Origin of the sequence: Streptomyces geranii, assembly GCF_002954775.1 — a bacterium.
Lineage (GTDB): Bacteria > Actinomycetota > Actinomycetes > Streptomycetales > Streptomycetaceae > Streptomyces > Streptomyces geranii.
In genome coordinates this window covers 19,420-33,334 of the sequence record NZ_PJME01000064.1, presented here as the reverse complement: position 1 = coordinate 33,334, position 13,915 = coordinate 19,420, and the positions used below count along the sequence as shown (strand labels likewise).

Annotated in this window: 8 protein-coding genes and 3 tRNA genes; 6 read left to right on the top strand and 5 right to left on the bottom strand. The window is 71.4% G+C overall.

Annotated elements, in window-relative coordinates; genetic code table 11:
- Nucleotides 1–65 precede the first annotated feature (65 nt).
- The 4 genes from CW359_RS40445 to CW359_RS40430 all read right to left on the bottom strand — a co-directional run bounded on the left by CW359_RS40445 (nucleotide 66) and on the right by CW359_RS40430 (nucleotide 5,958).
- Complete coding sequence (locus tag CW359_RS40445) at nucleotides 66–2,108, bottom strand: LamG domain-containing protein (protein ID WP_198655567.1); 2,043 nt, start codon at nucleotides 2,106–2,108, stop codon at nucleotides 66–68.
- A gap of 271 nt (nucleotides 2,109–2,379) precedes the next feature.
- Nucleotides 2,380–4,626, bottom strand: a complete 2,247-nt coding sequence (locus CW359_RS40440; RefSeq protein WP_105975237.1) for a DEAD/DEAH box helicase — start codon at nucleotides 4,624–4,626, stop codon at nucleotides 2,380–2,382.
- A gap of 231 nt (nucleotides 4,627–4,857) precedes the next feature.
- Entirely contained in the window at nucleotides 4,858–5,415 is a 558-nt protein-coding gene (locus tag CW359_RS40435) for a hypothetical protein (protein ID WP_105975236.1), read from the bottom strand.
- A 192-nt stretch (nucleotides 5,416–5,607) separates the two neighbouring features.
- Entirely contained in the window at nucleotides 5,608–5,958 is a 351-nt protein-coding gene (locus CW359_RS40430; protein WP_198655566.1) for a metallopeptidase family protein, read from the bottom strand.
- 81 nt (nucleotides 5,959–6,039) lie between these two features.
- Between CW359_RS40430 and CW359_RS40425 the strand changes: the two genes are divergently transcribed.
- Together CW359_RS40425 and CW359_RS40420 are read left to right on the top strand one after the other, a co-directional pair.
- On the top strand, nucleotides 6,040–7,644 hold the full coding sequence (locus tag CW359_RS40425) for a metallophosphoesterase family protein (RefSeq protein WP_105975234.1): 1,605 nt from the start codon (nucleotides 6,040–6,042) through the stop codon (nucleotides 7,642–7,644).
- A 48-nt stretch (nucleotides 7,645–7,692) separates the two neighbouring features.
- Nucleotides 7,693–7,765: transfer RNA gene (locus tag CW359_RS40420), tRNA-Glu, on the top strand.
- A 48-nt stretch (nucleotides 7,766–7,813) separates the two neighbouring features.
- Here the strand turns inward: CW359_RS40420 and CW359_RS40415 are convergent.
- Nucleotides 7,814–8,845, bottom strand: coding sequence for a Ppx/GppA family phosphatase (locus CW359_RS40415; RefSeq protein ID WP_105975233.1), 1,032 nt, complete (start codon nucleotides 8,843–8,845; stop codon nucleotides 7,814–7,816).
- Between the two features lie 232 nt (nucleotides 8,846–9,077).
- Between CW359_RS40415 and CW359_RS40410 the strand changes: the two genes are divergently transcribed.
- The 4 genes from CW359_RS40410 to hrpA all read left to right on the top strand — a co-directional run bounded on the left by CW359_RS40410 (nucleotide 9,078) and on the right by hrpA (nucleotide 13,833).
- Nucleotides 9,078–9,152 (top strand) — tRNA-Asp (locus CW359_RS40410).
- A 31-nt stretch (nucleotides 9,153–9,183) separates the two neighbouring features.
- Nucleotides 9,184–9,257: transfer RNA gene (locus CW359_RS40405), tRNA-Phe, on the top strand.
- 72 nt (nucleotides 9,258–9,329) lie between these two features.
- Nucleotides 9,330–9,704: a hypothetical protein gene (locus tag CW359_RS40400; RefSeq protein WP_105975232.1), complete on the top strand. Its 375-nt coding sequence runs from the start codon at nucleotides 9,330–9,332 to the stop codon at nucleotides 9,702–9,704.
- A gap of 55 nt (nucleotides 9,705–9,759) precedes the next feature.
- Nucleotides 9,760–13,833, top strand: coding sequence for an ATP-dependent RNA helicase HrpA (gene hrpA, locus CW359_RS40395; protein WP_232838815.1), 4,074 nt, complete (start codon nucleotides 9,760–9,762; stop codon nucleotides 13,831–13,833).
- The last annotated feature ends 82 nt before the right edge of the window (nucleotides 13,834–13,915 follow it).

Below are 13,915 nucleotides of genomic sequence, written 5' to 3'. Positions count from 1 at the left end.
GGGGGTATGACATGCGTCACAGGCCAATTCATTTGGCCGAAAACGTATCTGCCCTCGCCGCGCCGTCAGACGTCCGTCGCGCCCGCCCCCAGCTGAGCCACCTGCGTCGCGCTCAGTACGCCCGCGTAGACATGCACCTCGTCGACCGCCCCCCGCAGATGACCGCCCCAGCCCGACTCGCCCCGCGACCGGCCGATCTGCAGCTCACCCGCGGCCGTCCAGCCGGGCCGGTAGGACGACGCCCGCGCCGACAGCTGGCCGTCGGCGTAGAGCAGGATCTCGTCGGCCTCGTCGTCGTACACCAGCGCGAGGTGGTGGACGTCGTCCGGGGAGGCCCACGCGGCGTCCGCCGTGAGGGTGACCGACTCGCCGTTCGCGTCCGTCAGGCCCACCTCCCACTGCTGTGTCGCCCCCGAATAGCGCACCTCGGCAAGGGAGTTGTCCGCCCCCGGCACCGACAGCACCGTCATCGGCCGGTCCTGCGCCGCCCCGTCGATCCGGACGTGCGCGGCGACCGAGAAGCTCTCCCCGGTGGCGACGGCCCGACCGCCCGTCTCCGCGTAGTCCCCCTCGCCGTCCAGCAGGAGGTGGCCTGCGCCGAAGAGGGGGGACTGGCCCGGCAGGCAGTCCGGGTCCAGCCAGTCGCAGGGCTCGTCGTCGCGGTAGATCGACGCGTCGCCGCCCAGCGTCAGCGGCAGCCCGCCGTCCCGCTCGGGACTGCCGCCGCCGACCGCCTCGTCGAGCGCCCAGTAGCCCTCGCTCACGGCGGCCCGCCTCGCCGCCCCGGCCGCCTCGGCGCCCACGACGATCCGGTCCCACACCCGTACGCCGGCCAGCGCCCCGCGCCAGTTCCCGCTCTCACCGGAGAGCGTGCGGCCGATCTGGAGGTCCCCGGGCGCCGAGGCCCCGGTGACGTTCTCGGCCACGCCCGCCTCCCGCCCGTTCACATACAGCCGGGCGGTACCGGCCACCGGGTCGAACACCCCGGTGAGCTGCGCCCAGTCACCCGCCTCCGCGACCCCACCCCGTACGACCGAACCGCCCACCCCGAACGACCAGGCACCGCCCGCCGTCCCGAGCCCGAACCCGGCCGCCCCGCCGGCGCCCTGGCTCACGGCGGTCATGTCCGCGTCGGCCGTCTCCGGCCGCACCCAGGCGCTCACCGCGAAGGCCCCGCCGGTGTCGACGGCCGGTGCGCCGCTCGTCAGATACGCGCCGGCCGAACCGTCGAGGACGACCGCCCCCGGCACCGAGGTCCGCGCCGGACCCGCCGCGCCGAAGGCGACCCCGTCGCCCGCGACCGCGGACCTGCCGCCCGCCTCCGCCGACGCCTCGCTCGAACCGGCCGCGTCGGCGAGCCTCCAGGCGGCGACGGGCGTACGGCCCTCGCCCACCAGGAACGAGTAGGTGGCCGACGCGCTGACGTTGCCCGCCCGGTCGACGGCCTGGACGTCCAGCAGATAGCGGCCCGCCGACTGCGGCAGCCAGCTCAGCTCCACCGGCCCGCCGGGCTCTTCGGGTACGGCTCTGCGCTGCGGCCCGCCAAGGAAGCTGTAGACGTACGAGACCACGTCTTCCGACGCGGAGTCGACGGTGAACGTGCCGTACACGCCCACCCCGTCGTGCCAAGTGCCGTTGTCGTCCGGGTACTCGGGCGACGTCACCGTGGGCTTCGCGGGCGCCTCGGTGTCGTACACGAACTCGCAGGCCCCGCTACCGCCTTCGGAGCTCCACGGCCCCCACAGCGTGCCGTCGTTCGCCCGCACCCGCCAACTCACCTCGGTGAACGCGGGTACTTCGGCCGGCACGGTCCAACTGAACGTCGAACCGCTGGACTTGGCGGTCGTCTGCACCGAGTCGAGCACCTGCCGTACGCCCGAGGCGTCCGTCCAGGACACCTCGAACCCGGCGCTCACCCGGCCCCCGTCCGGGTCGCGGAGCACCGCCGTGAGCGTCGGCCGCGTACCGACGTACGGCCGGTCCGCGCCGTCGGCGCACGCCTTGCCCCCGGTGGTCAGCTCCAACTGTGCTGGCTGGGAAGGCGGTTGGTTCGCGGCGGCGGACGCCGCCCACGGCGTGCCGACGACCGCCGACGACGCGAGCGCCACGGCGACTCCGCACCGTACGAAGGCATGACGGGACAACGGCTTCAATGACCTCAACGGATTCCCTCCCCCGTGATCCGGCTACCCGCCAGATCATCCGATTCCGCGCCGGAGCGTAACAGCCGCTGCACGTAAGCGAGTTGGGATTTCCGGCCTGCCGGAGACGGGTCCGGTGCGGGCGCGGGCGCGGCAATGCCGAAGGGCCCGTACGACCGGAGTCGTACGGGCCCTTCGGTGTTCAGTCAGCGATCAGCCGATGAAGGTCGGCCGGCGATCAGCCGTTGCGCTTCCAGCGCGGCTTCTCGTCGCGGCGGCCGACGGACGAACCCGAGCCGGAGCCCGAACCCGTGCCGCGGTGGTCGTCGCGGCGGCCGTACGGGCGGTCGTGGCCGCCGGCGCGGAAGCCGCCGCCCGCGGGGCGGTCGCCCTGGCGGTCGCGGTTGAAGGGGCGGTCGCTGCCTCGGTGGCCGGTGGCCGGGCGGTCGTCGCGGCGGAAGCCGCCACGGTCACCGCCGGTGGCCGGGCGGTCGTTGTCGCGACGGAAGCCGCCACCCGAGGGACGCTCGTCACGACGGTCGAACGAACGGCCACCACGGTCGCCGCCGGAGGGGCGGTCGTTGTCCCGGCGGAAGCCGCCCGACGGGCGGTCGTCGCGGCGGAAGCCGCCACGGTCGCCACCGGTGGGGCGGTCGTTGTCGCGACGGAAGCCGCCACCCGAGGGACGCTCGTCACGACGGTCGAAGGAACGGCCGCCACGGTCGTCGCGGTCACGGTTGAAGCCGCCGGAGGGGCGGTCGTCCCGGCGGAAGCCGCCACGGTCGCCACCGTCACGACGGTCGTCGCGGCGGAAGCCGCCCGAGGGACGCTCGTCACGGCGCTCGAAGGAACGGCCGCCACGGTCGTCGCGGTCACGGTTGAAGCCGCCCTGCGGGCGCTCGCGGCGCTCGTAGTTGCCCCGCTCGTCACGCTGCTGGCGCGGCTCCTCGCGGACCGGCGCCTCGGCAGCGGCGGCGGCCTCGACAGCGGCGGCCTCGGCCACCGCCGCGACGGCGGCCACGGCGGCCTCCGGGTCCTCGCCCCGCTCGCGGGCCGCACGCGCCGTCAGGCGGTCGGCCTCCTCGCGGAGTTCGGCGGCGCGGCGCGTGGCGCGCTCCAGCTCCTTGGTGAGCTGCGAGACCTCACGCTCGGCCTGCTGGGCGGAGTTGCCCGCGGACTCCGCCTGGACCTCGGTCATCGAACGGGCACCGGTGATCTCGGCCACGTCCGGCTCGAAGGCGGCGCCGCCCTGGATGATGTGCCGCCCGGCGTCGACGCCCGCGTCCTCCATCAGCCGGAAGATCTGGCGCCGCTGGTGCGGCAGGGAGAGGGATACGACGGTGCCGGTGCGGCCCGCTCGCGCCGTACGGCCCGCGCGGTGCAGGTAGTCCTTGTGGTCGCCGGCCGGGTCCACGTTCAGGACCAGGTCGATGCCGTCGACGTGGATGCCGCGCGCGGCGACGTCGGTGGCGACCAGGACGTTGACGTAACCGTCCTTGAAGTCGGCCAGCGTCCGGGTGCGGGCGCCCTGGGTCATGCCGCCGTGCAGGGCGTCGGCCTTGACGCCCGACTCGATGAGCTGTTCGGCGACACGGTCGGCGCCGAGCTGCGTACGGACGAAGATGATCGTGCGGCCCTTGCGGGAGGCGATCGCGGCCGTGACCGGCGCCTTGTCCTTGGGCTTCACGATGAGGATGTGGTGGGACATCGTCGTGACGTTGCCCTGGGCGCTGTCGACCTCGTGCGTGACCGGGTTGGTCAGGTAGCGCTTGACCAGCGTGGAGATCTCGTTCTCCATGGTGGCCGAGAACAGCATGCGCTGGCCGCCACCGGGGATCTGGTCGAGCAGCTCGGTGACCTCGGGCAGGAAGCCCAGGTCGGACATCTGGTCGGCCTCGTCGAGGACGGCGACCTCGACGTTGGCCAGGGAGCAGGCGCCGCGGTTGATGATGTCGCGCAGGCGGCCCGGGGTGGCGACGAGGATGTCGACGCCGCGCTCCAGGGCGTAGATCTGGTTGCCCATCGACGTACCGCCGCAGACGACCTTCATCTTGAGGCCGAGGACGTCGCCGTAGGGCTGGAGGGCGTCCGCGACCTGCATCGCCAGTTCACGCGTCGGCGTGAGGATGATGGCGCGGGGCTTCTTCTTCTCGGTCTGGCCGCCGGCGAGGCGGGTCAGCACCGGCAGACCGAAGGAGAGGGTCTTGCCGGAGCCGGTACGGCCCCGGCCGAGGATGTCCTTGCCGGCCAGGGCGTCCGGGATGGTCGCCGCCTGGATCGGGAAGGGGCTGGTCACACCGTTCTGCGTGAGCTTGCGGACGAGGCCCTCGGAGAGACCGAGGTCACCGAAGGTGACCTGCGGCTCGCCCGCCTCGACGTCGACGTCGGTGACGTCGGCGGCGGTGTCGGTCGTCTCGACGGCGTCGAGGTCGACAACCTCGTCGTTCTCGGGCACGACGATGTGATCAGTACTGGAAATGGACATGCGAATGCGAAACCTTCCGGAGTCTCGTCGGCACGCGCCCGTCAACTCCGTGATTTCGCAATTCGACCGCCTCAATGCGGTCAGCCACGGCAAGGGAGAGTACGCGCCACACGCGGCGCATCTGTTAGGCGCCAGGCAATGGGATCAAACGATCTACCACCATACGCACCCACCACCGCCTTAGGCAAACCAGCTACCGTCGGCGCAGGTCAGCGCGGTTCCGACCGCCCGTCAGACGGGCTCCCCCGCTTCGGGCGCCGGCTCCCGCGTCATCAGCTGCGCCTGGGCCTGCGGCTGCACCGAGGACGACGGTTCCGCGACCGTCGGCTCCGGGGAGACCGGCGGCGGTGTGGGCGATTCCACAGGCGGTTCGGGCTCGGGTTCGGCGGTCTTGGTGGGCGTGGGCTGCACCTTCGTCGGCGTGGGAGCCCCTGGCTCGACGGGCCCGGGGCTGCCACCGCCCGGTTTGGCGGGCGCCGTCGCGGGGGCGCTCTGCCCGGCGGACGGTGAGGCGCCCGGCGAGGCGGGCGCCCCGCTGGCCCCCTTCGCGCCCCCCTTGCCCTCCTCGTGCCCGTGCTTGCCGTCGCCCGCGGACCCGCCGGCCCACCCGGAACCCCCGCCGCCGGTCACGTCGGTGCCGCCGTCGGGTGCCTTGCCGCCCTTCTGCCCAGCGGAGTGGGAGGGCTTGACCCGGGCGCCGTCGTCGTCACCCACGCTCATGCATCCGGCGGTGGCGGCGACGGCCACGACGGTGGCGACCAGTCGGACAGGTACATGCAAGGGGCGCACGGGCAGCCACCTCCGGAGGAGAGTCGAGGAGTCAACGTGCTCAACTCCCGTCGCCCACAAGAAGACACGCGCCCCACACCAGCTCCCGCGCGCCCCGGGCCACCGACACGCCTACAACCGGCCCACGACTTGCCCGCGACCGGCCCGCGACCTGACTACGAGGGGCCTGAGAGGGGCCCGACGACCACCCCGTCAGCCGTACCCCAGCGCGTGCAACCGCTCGTCGTCGATCCCGAAGTGGTGCGCGATCTCGTGCACGACGGTCACCTCCGTCTCCGCGACCACGTCGTCCCGGGTCTCGCACATGCGCAGGGTGGGCCCCCGGTAGATCGTGATCCGGTCGGGCAGCACCCCCGCGTACCACTCCCCGCGGTCGGTCAGCGGCGTCCCCTCGTACAGTCCGAGCAGCTCGGGATCGTCCGCCTCCGGCTCGTCCTCGACGAACACCGCGACGTTGTCCATCAGCCGCGTCAGCTCCGGCGGAATCCGGTCGAGGGCCTCGGCGACCAGTTCCTCGAACTCCTCACGCGTCATCTCCAGCACACGCCCATTGTCCGGTACGAACCGGCCGTACGACCGGCCCCGCCCCGCATAGCCGCACCGCACCTTGGGCATACGGGACCAATGGCACGCGTACCCGCCGACTCCCCGCTCCCCGCCAGCCCCCGCACCACCGCCCGCCGCCCGCTGCCCCGTCCCCTCACCGCTCTCACCGGCCGCTACCGCGCCCGCCGCGCGCACCCGGCCGCCGAGCTGGTGCATCCGCCGCACCCCTGGACCCGGGCGCTGGGCCTGGTCGCGGTGGTCCTCATGGGTGCCTGGCTCGGGCTGCTGATCGTCGGCAACGTACGCACACCGGTCGGCCCGATGGACACGACGATGACCCTGCGCCCCTCCCTCACCGGCGGCACGAAGATCAACGTCTCCCCGCTGGGCGCCCTGGAGCTGAGCAGCCACACCGCGCCGGTCCGCCTCGACGTCAACGTCGACCAGCTGGACCCGGTCCGCGCCCAGGCCCTCGTCGACCACCCGGAACGCCTCTCCGGCCTCCAGCGGGAGGTGGCCGAGGACGTCGGCCACGGCACCCTCGACCTGGCCGTACGCTCCTGCGTCGCCGTCGTCTCCGGCGCCACCGCCCTCGGCCTCGCCGTCTACCGCCGCCCCCGCCGGGCCCTGGCGGCCGGCGGCCTCGCCCTCACGCTCCTGATGGCGTCGGGAGCGACGGCGTACGCGACCTGGAACCCCAAGTCGGTCCTGGAGCCGAAGTTCTCCGGGCTGCTCTCCTCGGCGCCCTCCCTGGTGGGCAACGCGCGCAGCATCGTCACCGAGTTCGACGTCTACCAGAAGGAGCTGGCCCGGCTGGTCACGAACGTGACGAAGCTCTACGACGCCACGTCCACGCTCCCGACCTACCAGCCCGACCCGGCGACCATCCGGGTCCTGCACGTCTCCGACATCCATCTCAACCCGGCGAGCTGGAAGATCATCGCTTCGCTGGTGGAGCAGTACGACATCAACGTGATCGCCGACACCGGCGACACCATGGACCACGGCACCGCCGCCGAGAACGGCTTCCTGGACCCGATCCCGGACCTCGGGGCGCCCTACGTCTGGGTCCGGGGCAACCACGACTCGCGGCTCACCCAGCGCTATCTGGAGCGCATGAAGAACGTGCACGTCCTGGACGACGGCAACTCGGTCACCGTCGGCGGGCTGCGCTTCGCGGGCATCGGCGACCCGGCGTTCACCCCGGACCGCTCGGCGGGCGAGGAGGACGGGGGCGCGGACCAGGAGGTGGCCGGCGACCGGCTGGCTTCGGCGATCCGCGACCAGCGGACCCTGGGTACGCCGGTCGACATCGCGATGGTGCACGAGCCGGACGCCGCCCGGCGGACCGACGGCACGGTCCCCCTCGTCCTCGCCGGGCACCTCCACCACGCGGAGATGGAGGTGATGCCGAAGGGCACCCGGCTGCGGATCGAGGGCTCGACGGGCGGCAGCGGGCTGCGCGCGCTGGAGAAGCGCAACCCGGACCAGATCGAGGCCTCCGTCCTCTACCTGGACCGCGACACCCGCCGCCTCCAGGCCTGGGACGAGATCAAACTGGGCGGTCTCGGGCTCACGACCGCCGAGGTCAGCCGCCACCTCCCGAAGGAGAACCAGCCCGGCGCGACCCCCGCTCCCACCCCCGCGCTCACCCCCTCCCGCACCTCCGCCCCGCCCCGGTAAACCGTTTTGGTGAACCTCCCCGCCATCACCTATGCTTCTTGCGGCCCAGCCCTCATCGTCTAGTGGCCCAGGACGCCGCCCTTTCAAGGCGGTAGCACGGGTTCGAATCCCGTTGGGGGTACTTGCGCGTACGACTGGCGGCATCCCTGAGCGATCAGTGGGATGACCGTCATTTCGTGCTTTCGGCCCCGGTCTCCGGCGCCACCACCCGCGACTGCGCCGGAATCATGCCCATGGGCACCTCTACGTCACTGTCCTGGGCGATCTCCGACCACCAGGAGCCGCCGTCCTCGACGCAGCGCAGCAGCATGCCCTCGCGGATGGCCCAGGGGCAGATGGTGAGCGTCTTGATGCCGGTCAGCTTCATCAGCGTGTGTCCCACCACCGCGCCGGCGAGACTCTGCAGCGCCCGGGGCTCCGAGACCCCCGGCAGCCGTGCCCGCTCGGCCGCCGTCAGGGACGCGAGCCGGGGCAGGCTCCTGCGGAGGTCTCTCCGCGACAGCTCCCGTGCCACGAACACGCCCTGTCTGCCGGGCGCAGCCCCGCACAGGCGGGCCAGCTGCTGGAAGGTCCGCGAGGTCGCCACCGCCATCCGGGGCCCCTCCCACCGCAGCCGCGCCGCGACATCCCGCAGCTGATGGCGCACCCTGCGGCGCAGCGCCCTCAGGTCCTCCTCGGACGGCGGGTCCTGGTCGGCGAGGAACTCCCGGGTCAGCCGGCCCGCGCCGAGCGGCAGCGAAGCCGCGAAGTCGGGCAGCCTGCCCCGCCCGAAGGCCACCTCCAGGGAGCCGCCGCCGATGTCGAACAGCGCGAGGGAACCGGCCCGCCAGCCCATCCACCGCCGGGCACCGAGAAAGGTGAGGTCCGCCTCGACCTCCCCCGGCAGCGTGCACAGCCGTACGCCCGTCTCGCCGCGGACGGTCCGCAGCACGTCGAGCCGGTTCGGGGCGGCGCGTACGACGGCTGTCGCGAAGGCCATCGGCCCGCCCGCGCCCCAGCGCAGGGCGGTCGCGTCGGCGGCCGAGACCGCTCTCACGAGCTGCCGCACGGACTGCTCGGGTATCGCTCCGTCTGGTTCCAGCTGTTCGGAGAGCCGTAGCTTCCATTTCTCGGTGTGCACCGGGAGGGGGACACCGCTCCCGGTGTCCGCGACCATCAGTCGAACCGTCTTCGAACCCACATCAAGCACGCTCATTCGCATGGGACGGGGAGTACCCACCACCCCTCACGACAAGCCTCCCGAGGCCCGCAACCTGCCCCCGACCTGCGCTTCCACCCGTACTGTCGGGTGCGCGGAGCAGCCCTCGTGGTCTGATACGCTTTTCCAGCGACTTCGGCAGTTCAGGGGTCGCGGTCAGCGTAAGCACCACAGCGAGAATCTCGTTGGGAGCACGCGACACGGTGTGCGAGACTTGCTTCGCACACAACAGCAAGGTCCTGTGGAGCAGTTTGGAGTGCTCGCCACCCTGTCAAGGTGGAGGCCGCGGGTTCAAATCCCGTCAGGACCGCTGAGGTTACATGTTTCACGTGAAACCTCGTGGCTGGGTAGCTCAGTTGGTACGAGCGATCGCCTGAAAAGCGATAGGTCGCCGGTTCGACCCCGGCCCCAGCCACAACCCGAAGGCTCCGTCCGATTGGACGGGGCCTTCGTCGTATTGGCTGAGCGATGAGGCGGGGCGGGCAGCATGAGTCAGGGCGAGGCAGGAACCAGACAGGACCATGACGCGCTGGAGACGAGCCGCGCCCGGTACGGGCTCGTGGCCGTGGTCGTCAGCAACGTCGTCATCTGCGGGGTCGCGATCGTCGGCGTATGGCGGCTGCACGGCGACTCGGCGGTGATCGTCGGCATCCTCACCTCGGCGTTCACGGCCGTCAGCACGATGACGACGGCGTATCTGAGCATCAAGGCCATCTCCAACACCGCGAAGTCGATCGCCCTGGGCGACACCAGCGCCCGCACGATGCCCCCGCCGGTCCAGGCGGCGCCGGCCGCCCCGGCAGCGCCCGCGGCCCCTGTCCCCGCGCAGTCCGGCGGCCAGGCCTCCCCGTCCGGCGGCTGAGACAAGGCAAAAGGGTTCGCCAGGAATTTGGCCGAGGTGAGATCCTGGACCGCGTATGTCTACGCACCCCGCCTCCGCCCCCGGCCACGGCCCCGGCGACGGCGCCCCCGGGATTCCCGCCCACGCCGCCACCGGCACCCGTGCCACCGGCGCCCTCGGCGATCTCGCCCCCCGCCTGGCCGAGCTGTCCCTGCGCGACGCGCACCGGCTCGGGCGCAGGCTCGAAGGTGCGCGCAGGATCCGTAAACCGGAAGCCCGTGCCGCCGTCCTCGCCGAGATCGAGGCGGAGGTCGCCAAGGGCGAGGTGCGGATGGCCGAGCGGCGCTCCCGGGTGCCCGCCGTCAGCTATCCCGAGCAGCTGCCCGTCAGCCAGAAGAAGGACGTCATCGCGGACGCCATCCGCGATCACCAGGTCGTGATCGTGGCCGGTGAGACCGGGTCGGGCAAGACCACCCAGATCCCGAAGATCTGCGTCGAGCTGGGGCGCGGGGTGCGCGGCATGATCGGGCATACGCAGCCCCGTCGTATCGCCGCCCGAACCGTCGCGGAGCGGGTCGCCGACGAGCTGGACACGCCCCTCGGGGAGGCCGTCGGCTGGAAGGTGCGGTTCACCGACCAGGTGAACCAGGACGCCACCTTCATCAAGCTGATGACCGACGGCATCCTGCTCGCCGAGATCCAGACCGACCGCGAGCTGCGCGCATACGACACGATCATCATCGACGAGGCCCACGAGCGGTCCCTCAACATCGACTTCCTGCTCGGGTACCTCGCCCAGCTGCTCCCCAAGCGGCCGGACCTCAAGGTCGTCATCACCTCCGCCACCATCGACCCCGAGCGCTTCTCCCGGCACTTCGGCGATGCGCCCATCGTGGAGGTCTCCGGGCGCACCTATCCCGTCGAGGTCCGCTACCGGCCCCTCCTCGAAGAGGACTCGGACGACTCCGACCGTGACCAGATCACCGCGATCTGCGACGCCGTCGAGGAACTGCAGGGCGAGGGCAAGGGCGACATCCTCGTCTTCCTCTCCGGCGAGCGCGAGATCCGCGACACCGCCGACGCGCTGACGAAGAAGAACTACCGGTTCACCGAGGTCCTCCCCCTCTACGCCCGCCTCTCGCACGCCGAGCAACACCGGGTGTTCCAGCAGCACACCGGGCGCAGGATCGTTCTGGCGACCAACGTCGCCGAGACCTCGCTCACCGTGCCGGGCATCAAGTACGTCATCGACCCGGGCTTCGCGCGCATCTCCCGCTACAGCCACCGCACCAAGGTCCAGCGCCTGCCCATCGAGGCGATCTCCCAGGCCAGCGCCAACCAGCGCAAGGGCCGCTGCGGGCGTACGTCCGACGGGATCTGCATCCGGCTCTACAGCGAGGACGACTTCGAGACCCGCCCGGAGTTCACGGACGCCGAGATCCTGCGGACGAACCTCGCCTCCGTCATCCTCCAGATGACCGCCGCCGGGCTCGGCGAGATCGAGAAGTTCCCCTTCATCGACCCGCCGGACCACCGCAACATCCGCGACGGCGTCCAGCTCCTCCAGGAACTCAACGCCCTCGACCCGGCCCAGAAGGACCCGCGCAAGCGCCTCACGGACACCGGGCGCAAGCTCGCCCAACTGCCCGTCGACCCGCGCCTGGCCCGGATGGTCCTGGAGGCCGAGAAGAACGGCTGTGTGCGCGAGGTCATGGTGATCGCCGCCGCGCTCTCCATCCAGGACCCGCGCGAACGCCCCGCCGAGAAGCAGACGCAGGCCGACCAGCAGCACGCCCGCTTCCGCGACGAGACCTCCGACTTCCTCGCGTTCCTCAACCTCTGGCGGTACGTCCGCGAGCAGCAGGCGGAGCGCGGCTCGTCGTCGTTCCGGCGGATGTGCAAGCAGGAGTACCTGAACTTCCTGCGGATCCGCGAGTGGCAGGACATCTACAGCCAACTCCGCACGGTGGCGCGCCAGATGGGCATCAACCCGAACGAGGACGACGCCCCCGAGCAGAGCGTCCACGTCTCCCTCCTGGCCGGTCTCCTCTCCCACATCGGGATGAAGGACGTACCGACGAAGGCCGCGACCGGGGGCGCCTCCACGACCACCGGCGACAGCCCCCGCAACACCTCCGGCAAGAACGAGTACGTCGGCGCCCGCAACGCCAAGTTCGCGATCTTCCCCGGCTCCGCGCTCTTCAAGAAGCCCCCGCGCTTCGTGATGTCGGCGGAGCTGGTGGAGACCTCGCGGCTCTGGGCCCGGGTCAACGCGCGCATCGAACCCGAGTGGGTCGAGCCCCTCGCCGAGCACCTCCTCAAGCGCACCTACAGCGAGCCGCACTGGGAGAAGGACCAGGCGGCGGTGATGGCGTACGAGAAGGTCACGCTGTACGGCGTACCGATCGTCGCCCAGCGGAAGGTGAACTACGGGCGGATCGACGCCGAGGTCTCCCGCGAGCTGTTCATCCGGAACGCGCTGGTCGAGGGCGACTGGCGGACGCACCACAAGTTCTTCGCCGACAACCGCCGACTCCTCACCGAGGTGGAGGAGTTGGAGCACCGGGCCCGGCGCCGGGACATCCTGGTCGACGACGAGACGCTGTACGACTTCTACGACCAGCGGGTACCCGAACACGTGGTGTCCGGCGCCCACTTCGACTCGTGGTGGAAGCACAAGCGGCACGAGGAGCCCGAACTCCTCGACTTCGAGCGGGCGATGCTCATCAACGAGCGCGCCGGGGACGTCAGCAAGGACGACTATCCGGACACCTGGCTGCAGGGTCCGCTCAAGTTCCGGGTGACGTACCAGTTCGAGCCGGGTGCGGACGCGGACGGGGTGACCGTCCACATCCCGCTCCAGGTGCTGAACCAGGTCACCGACGAGGGCTTCGACTGGCAGATCCCGGGCCTGCGCGAGGAGTTGGTGACGGAGCTGATCCGCTCCCTCCCCAAGCCGATCCGCCGCCACTACGTCCCGGCGCCCAACTTCGCCAAGCGCTTCCTGGACACCGCGAAGCCCCTCCAGGAGCCGCTGACCACCACCATGGCCCGCGAGTTGAGGCTCATGGTCGGAGTCCCCTTCTCCGCCGACGACTTCGACCAGGACCGGGTCCCCGACCACCTCCGCGTCACCTTCCGGATCGTCGACGAGCGGCGCCGAAAGCTGGCCGAGGACAAGGACCTTGAGGTGCTGCGCCTCCAGCTCAAACCGAAGGCCCGCCAGGCCATCTCCCAGGCCGCCGCGGCCACCGCGGAGCGCGCGGGCGGCGAGTCCTTGGAACGCACCGGCCTCACGGACTGGTCGATCGGCACCCTCACCCCCCTCTTCGAGACACGCCGGGCCGGCCAGCCGGTGAAGGCGTACCCGGCGCTGGTGGACAACGGCGACACCGTCTCCGTACGCCTCTTCGACACCGAGGCGGAGCAGCAGCAGGCGATGTGGAAGGGCGCCCGGCGGCTCATTCTGCGCAACATCCCGGTCAATCCAGCGAAGTTCGCTTCCGAGAAGTTGACGAATGTTCAGAAGCTCGCGCTGTCGGCGAATCCGCACGGTTCGATCCAGGCACTCTTCGACGACTGCGCGATGGCCGCGGCCGACAAGCTGATCGCCGATTTCGGCGGCCCGGCGTGGGACGAGGAGTCGCACCGGAAGCTCTACGAGAAGGTGCGCGCGGAGATCGTCGACACGACGGTCCGTGCGGTCGGCCAGGTGCAGCAGGTGCTGGCCGCCTGGCAGGCCTGTGAGCGCCGCCTGAAGGGCGTACGGAGCGCTGTCCTGCTCCCGAACCTGACGGACGTACGCAAGCAGCTGGACGCCCTCGTACGGCCCGGCTTCGTCACGGCGGCCGGTCTGCGCCGGCTGCCCGACCTGATGCGCTACCTCGTCGCCGTGGACCGGCGCCTGCAGCAGATGCCCACCAACGTCCAGCGGGACACCACCCGCATGGAGAAGGTGCACGAGATGCAGGACGAGTACGCCTGGCTGCTGGAACAGCTGCCACAGGGCCGCCCGGTGCCCTCTGCGGTGACCGACATCCGCTGGATGATCGAGGAGCTGCGGGTCAGCTACTTCGCCCACGCGCTGGGCACGGCGTACCCGGTGTCGGACAAGCGGATCGTGAAGGCGATCGACGCCCAGGCGCCGTAACGCCCCCGCCACGGTGGGTGAGTTCGACCCTGGGCTCCCCCTCCTGTACAGTCTCTTTTCGCAGCACAGCGCAACATCAAGT

Bases quoted from the DNA above. Each gene is read 5' to 3' on its own strand.
- CW359_RS40440 (WP_105975237.1), bottom strand. From the start codon at position 4,626: ATGTCCATTTCCAGTACTGATCACATCGTCGTGCCCGAGAACGACGAG.
- CW359_RS40425 (WP_105975234.1), top strand. From the start codon at position 6,040: ATGGCACGCGTACCCGCCGACTCCCCGCTCCCCGCCAGCCCCCGCACC.
- CW359_RS40415 (WP_105975233.1), bottom strand. From the start codon at position 8,845: ATGCGAATGAGCGTGCTTGATGTGGGTTCGAAGACGGTTCGACTGATG.
- CW359_RS40400 (WP_105975232.1), top strand. From the start codon at position 9,330: ATGAGTCAGGGCGAGGCAGGAACCAGACAGGACCATGACGCGCTGGAG.
- hrpA (WP_232838815.1), top strand. From the start codon at position 9,760: ATGTCTACGCACCCCGCCTCCGCCCCCGGCCACGGCCCCGGCGACGGC.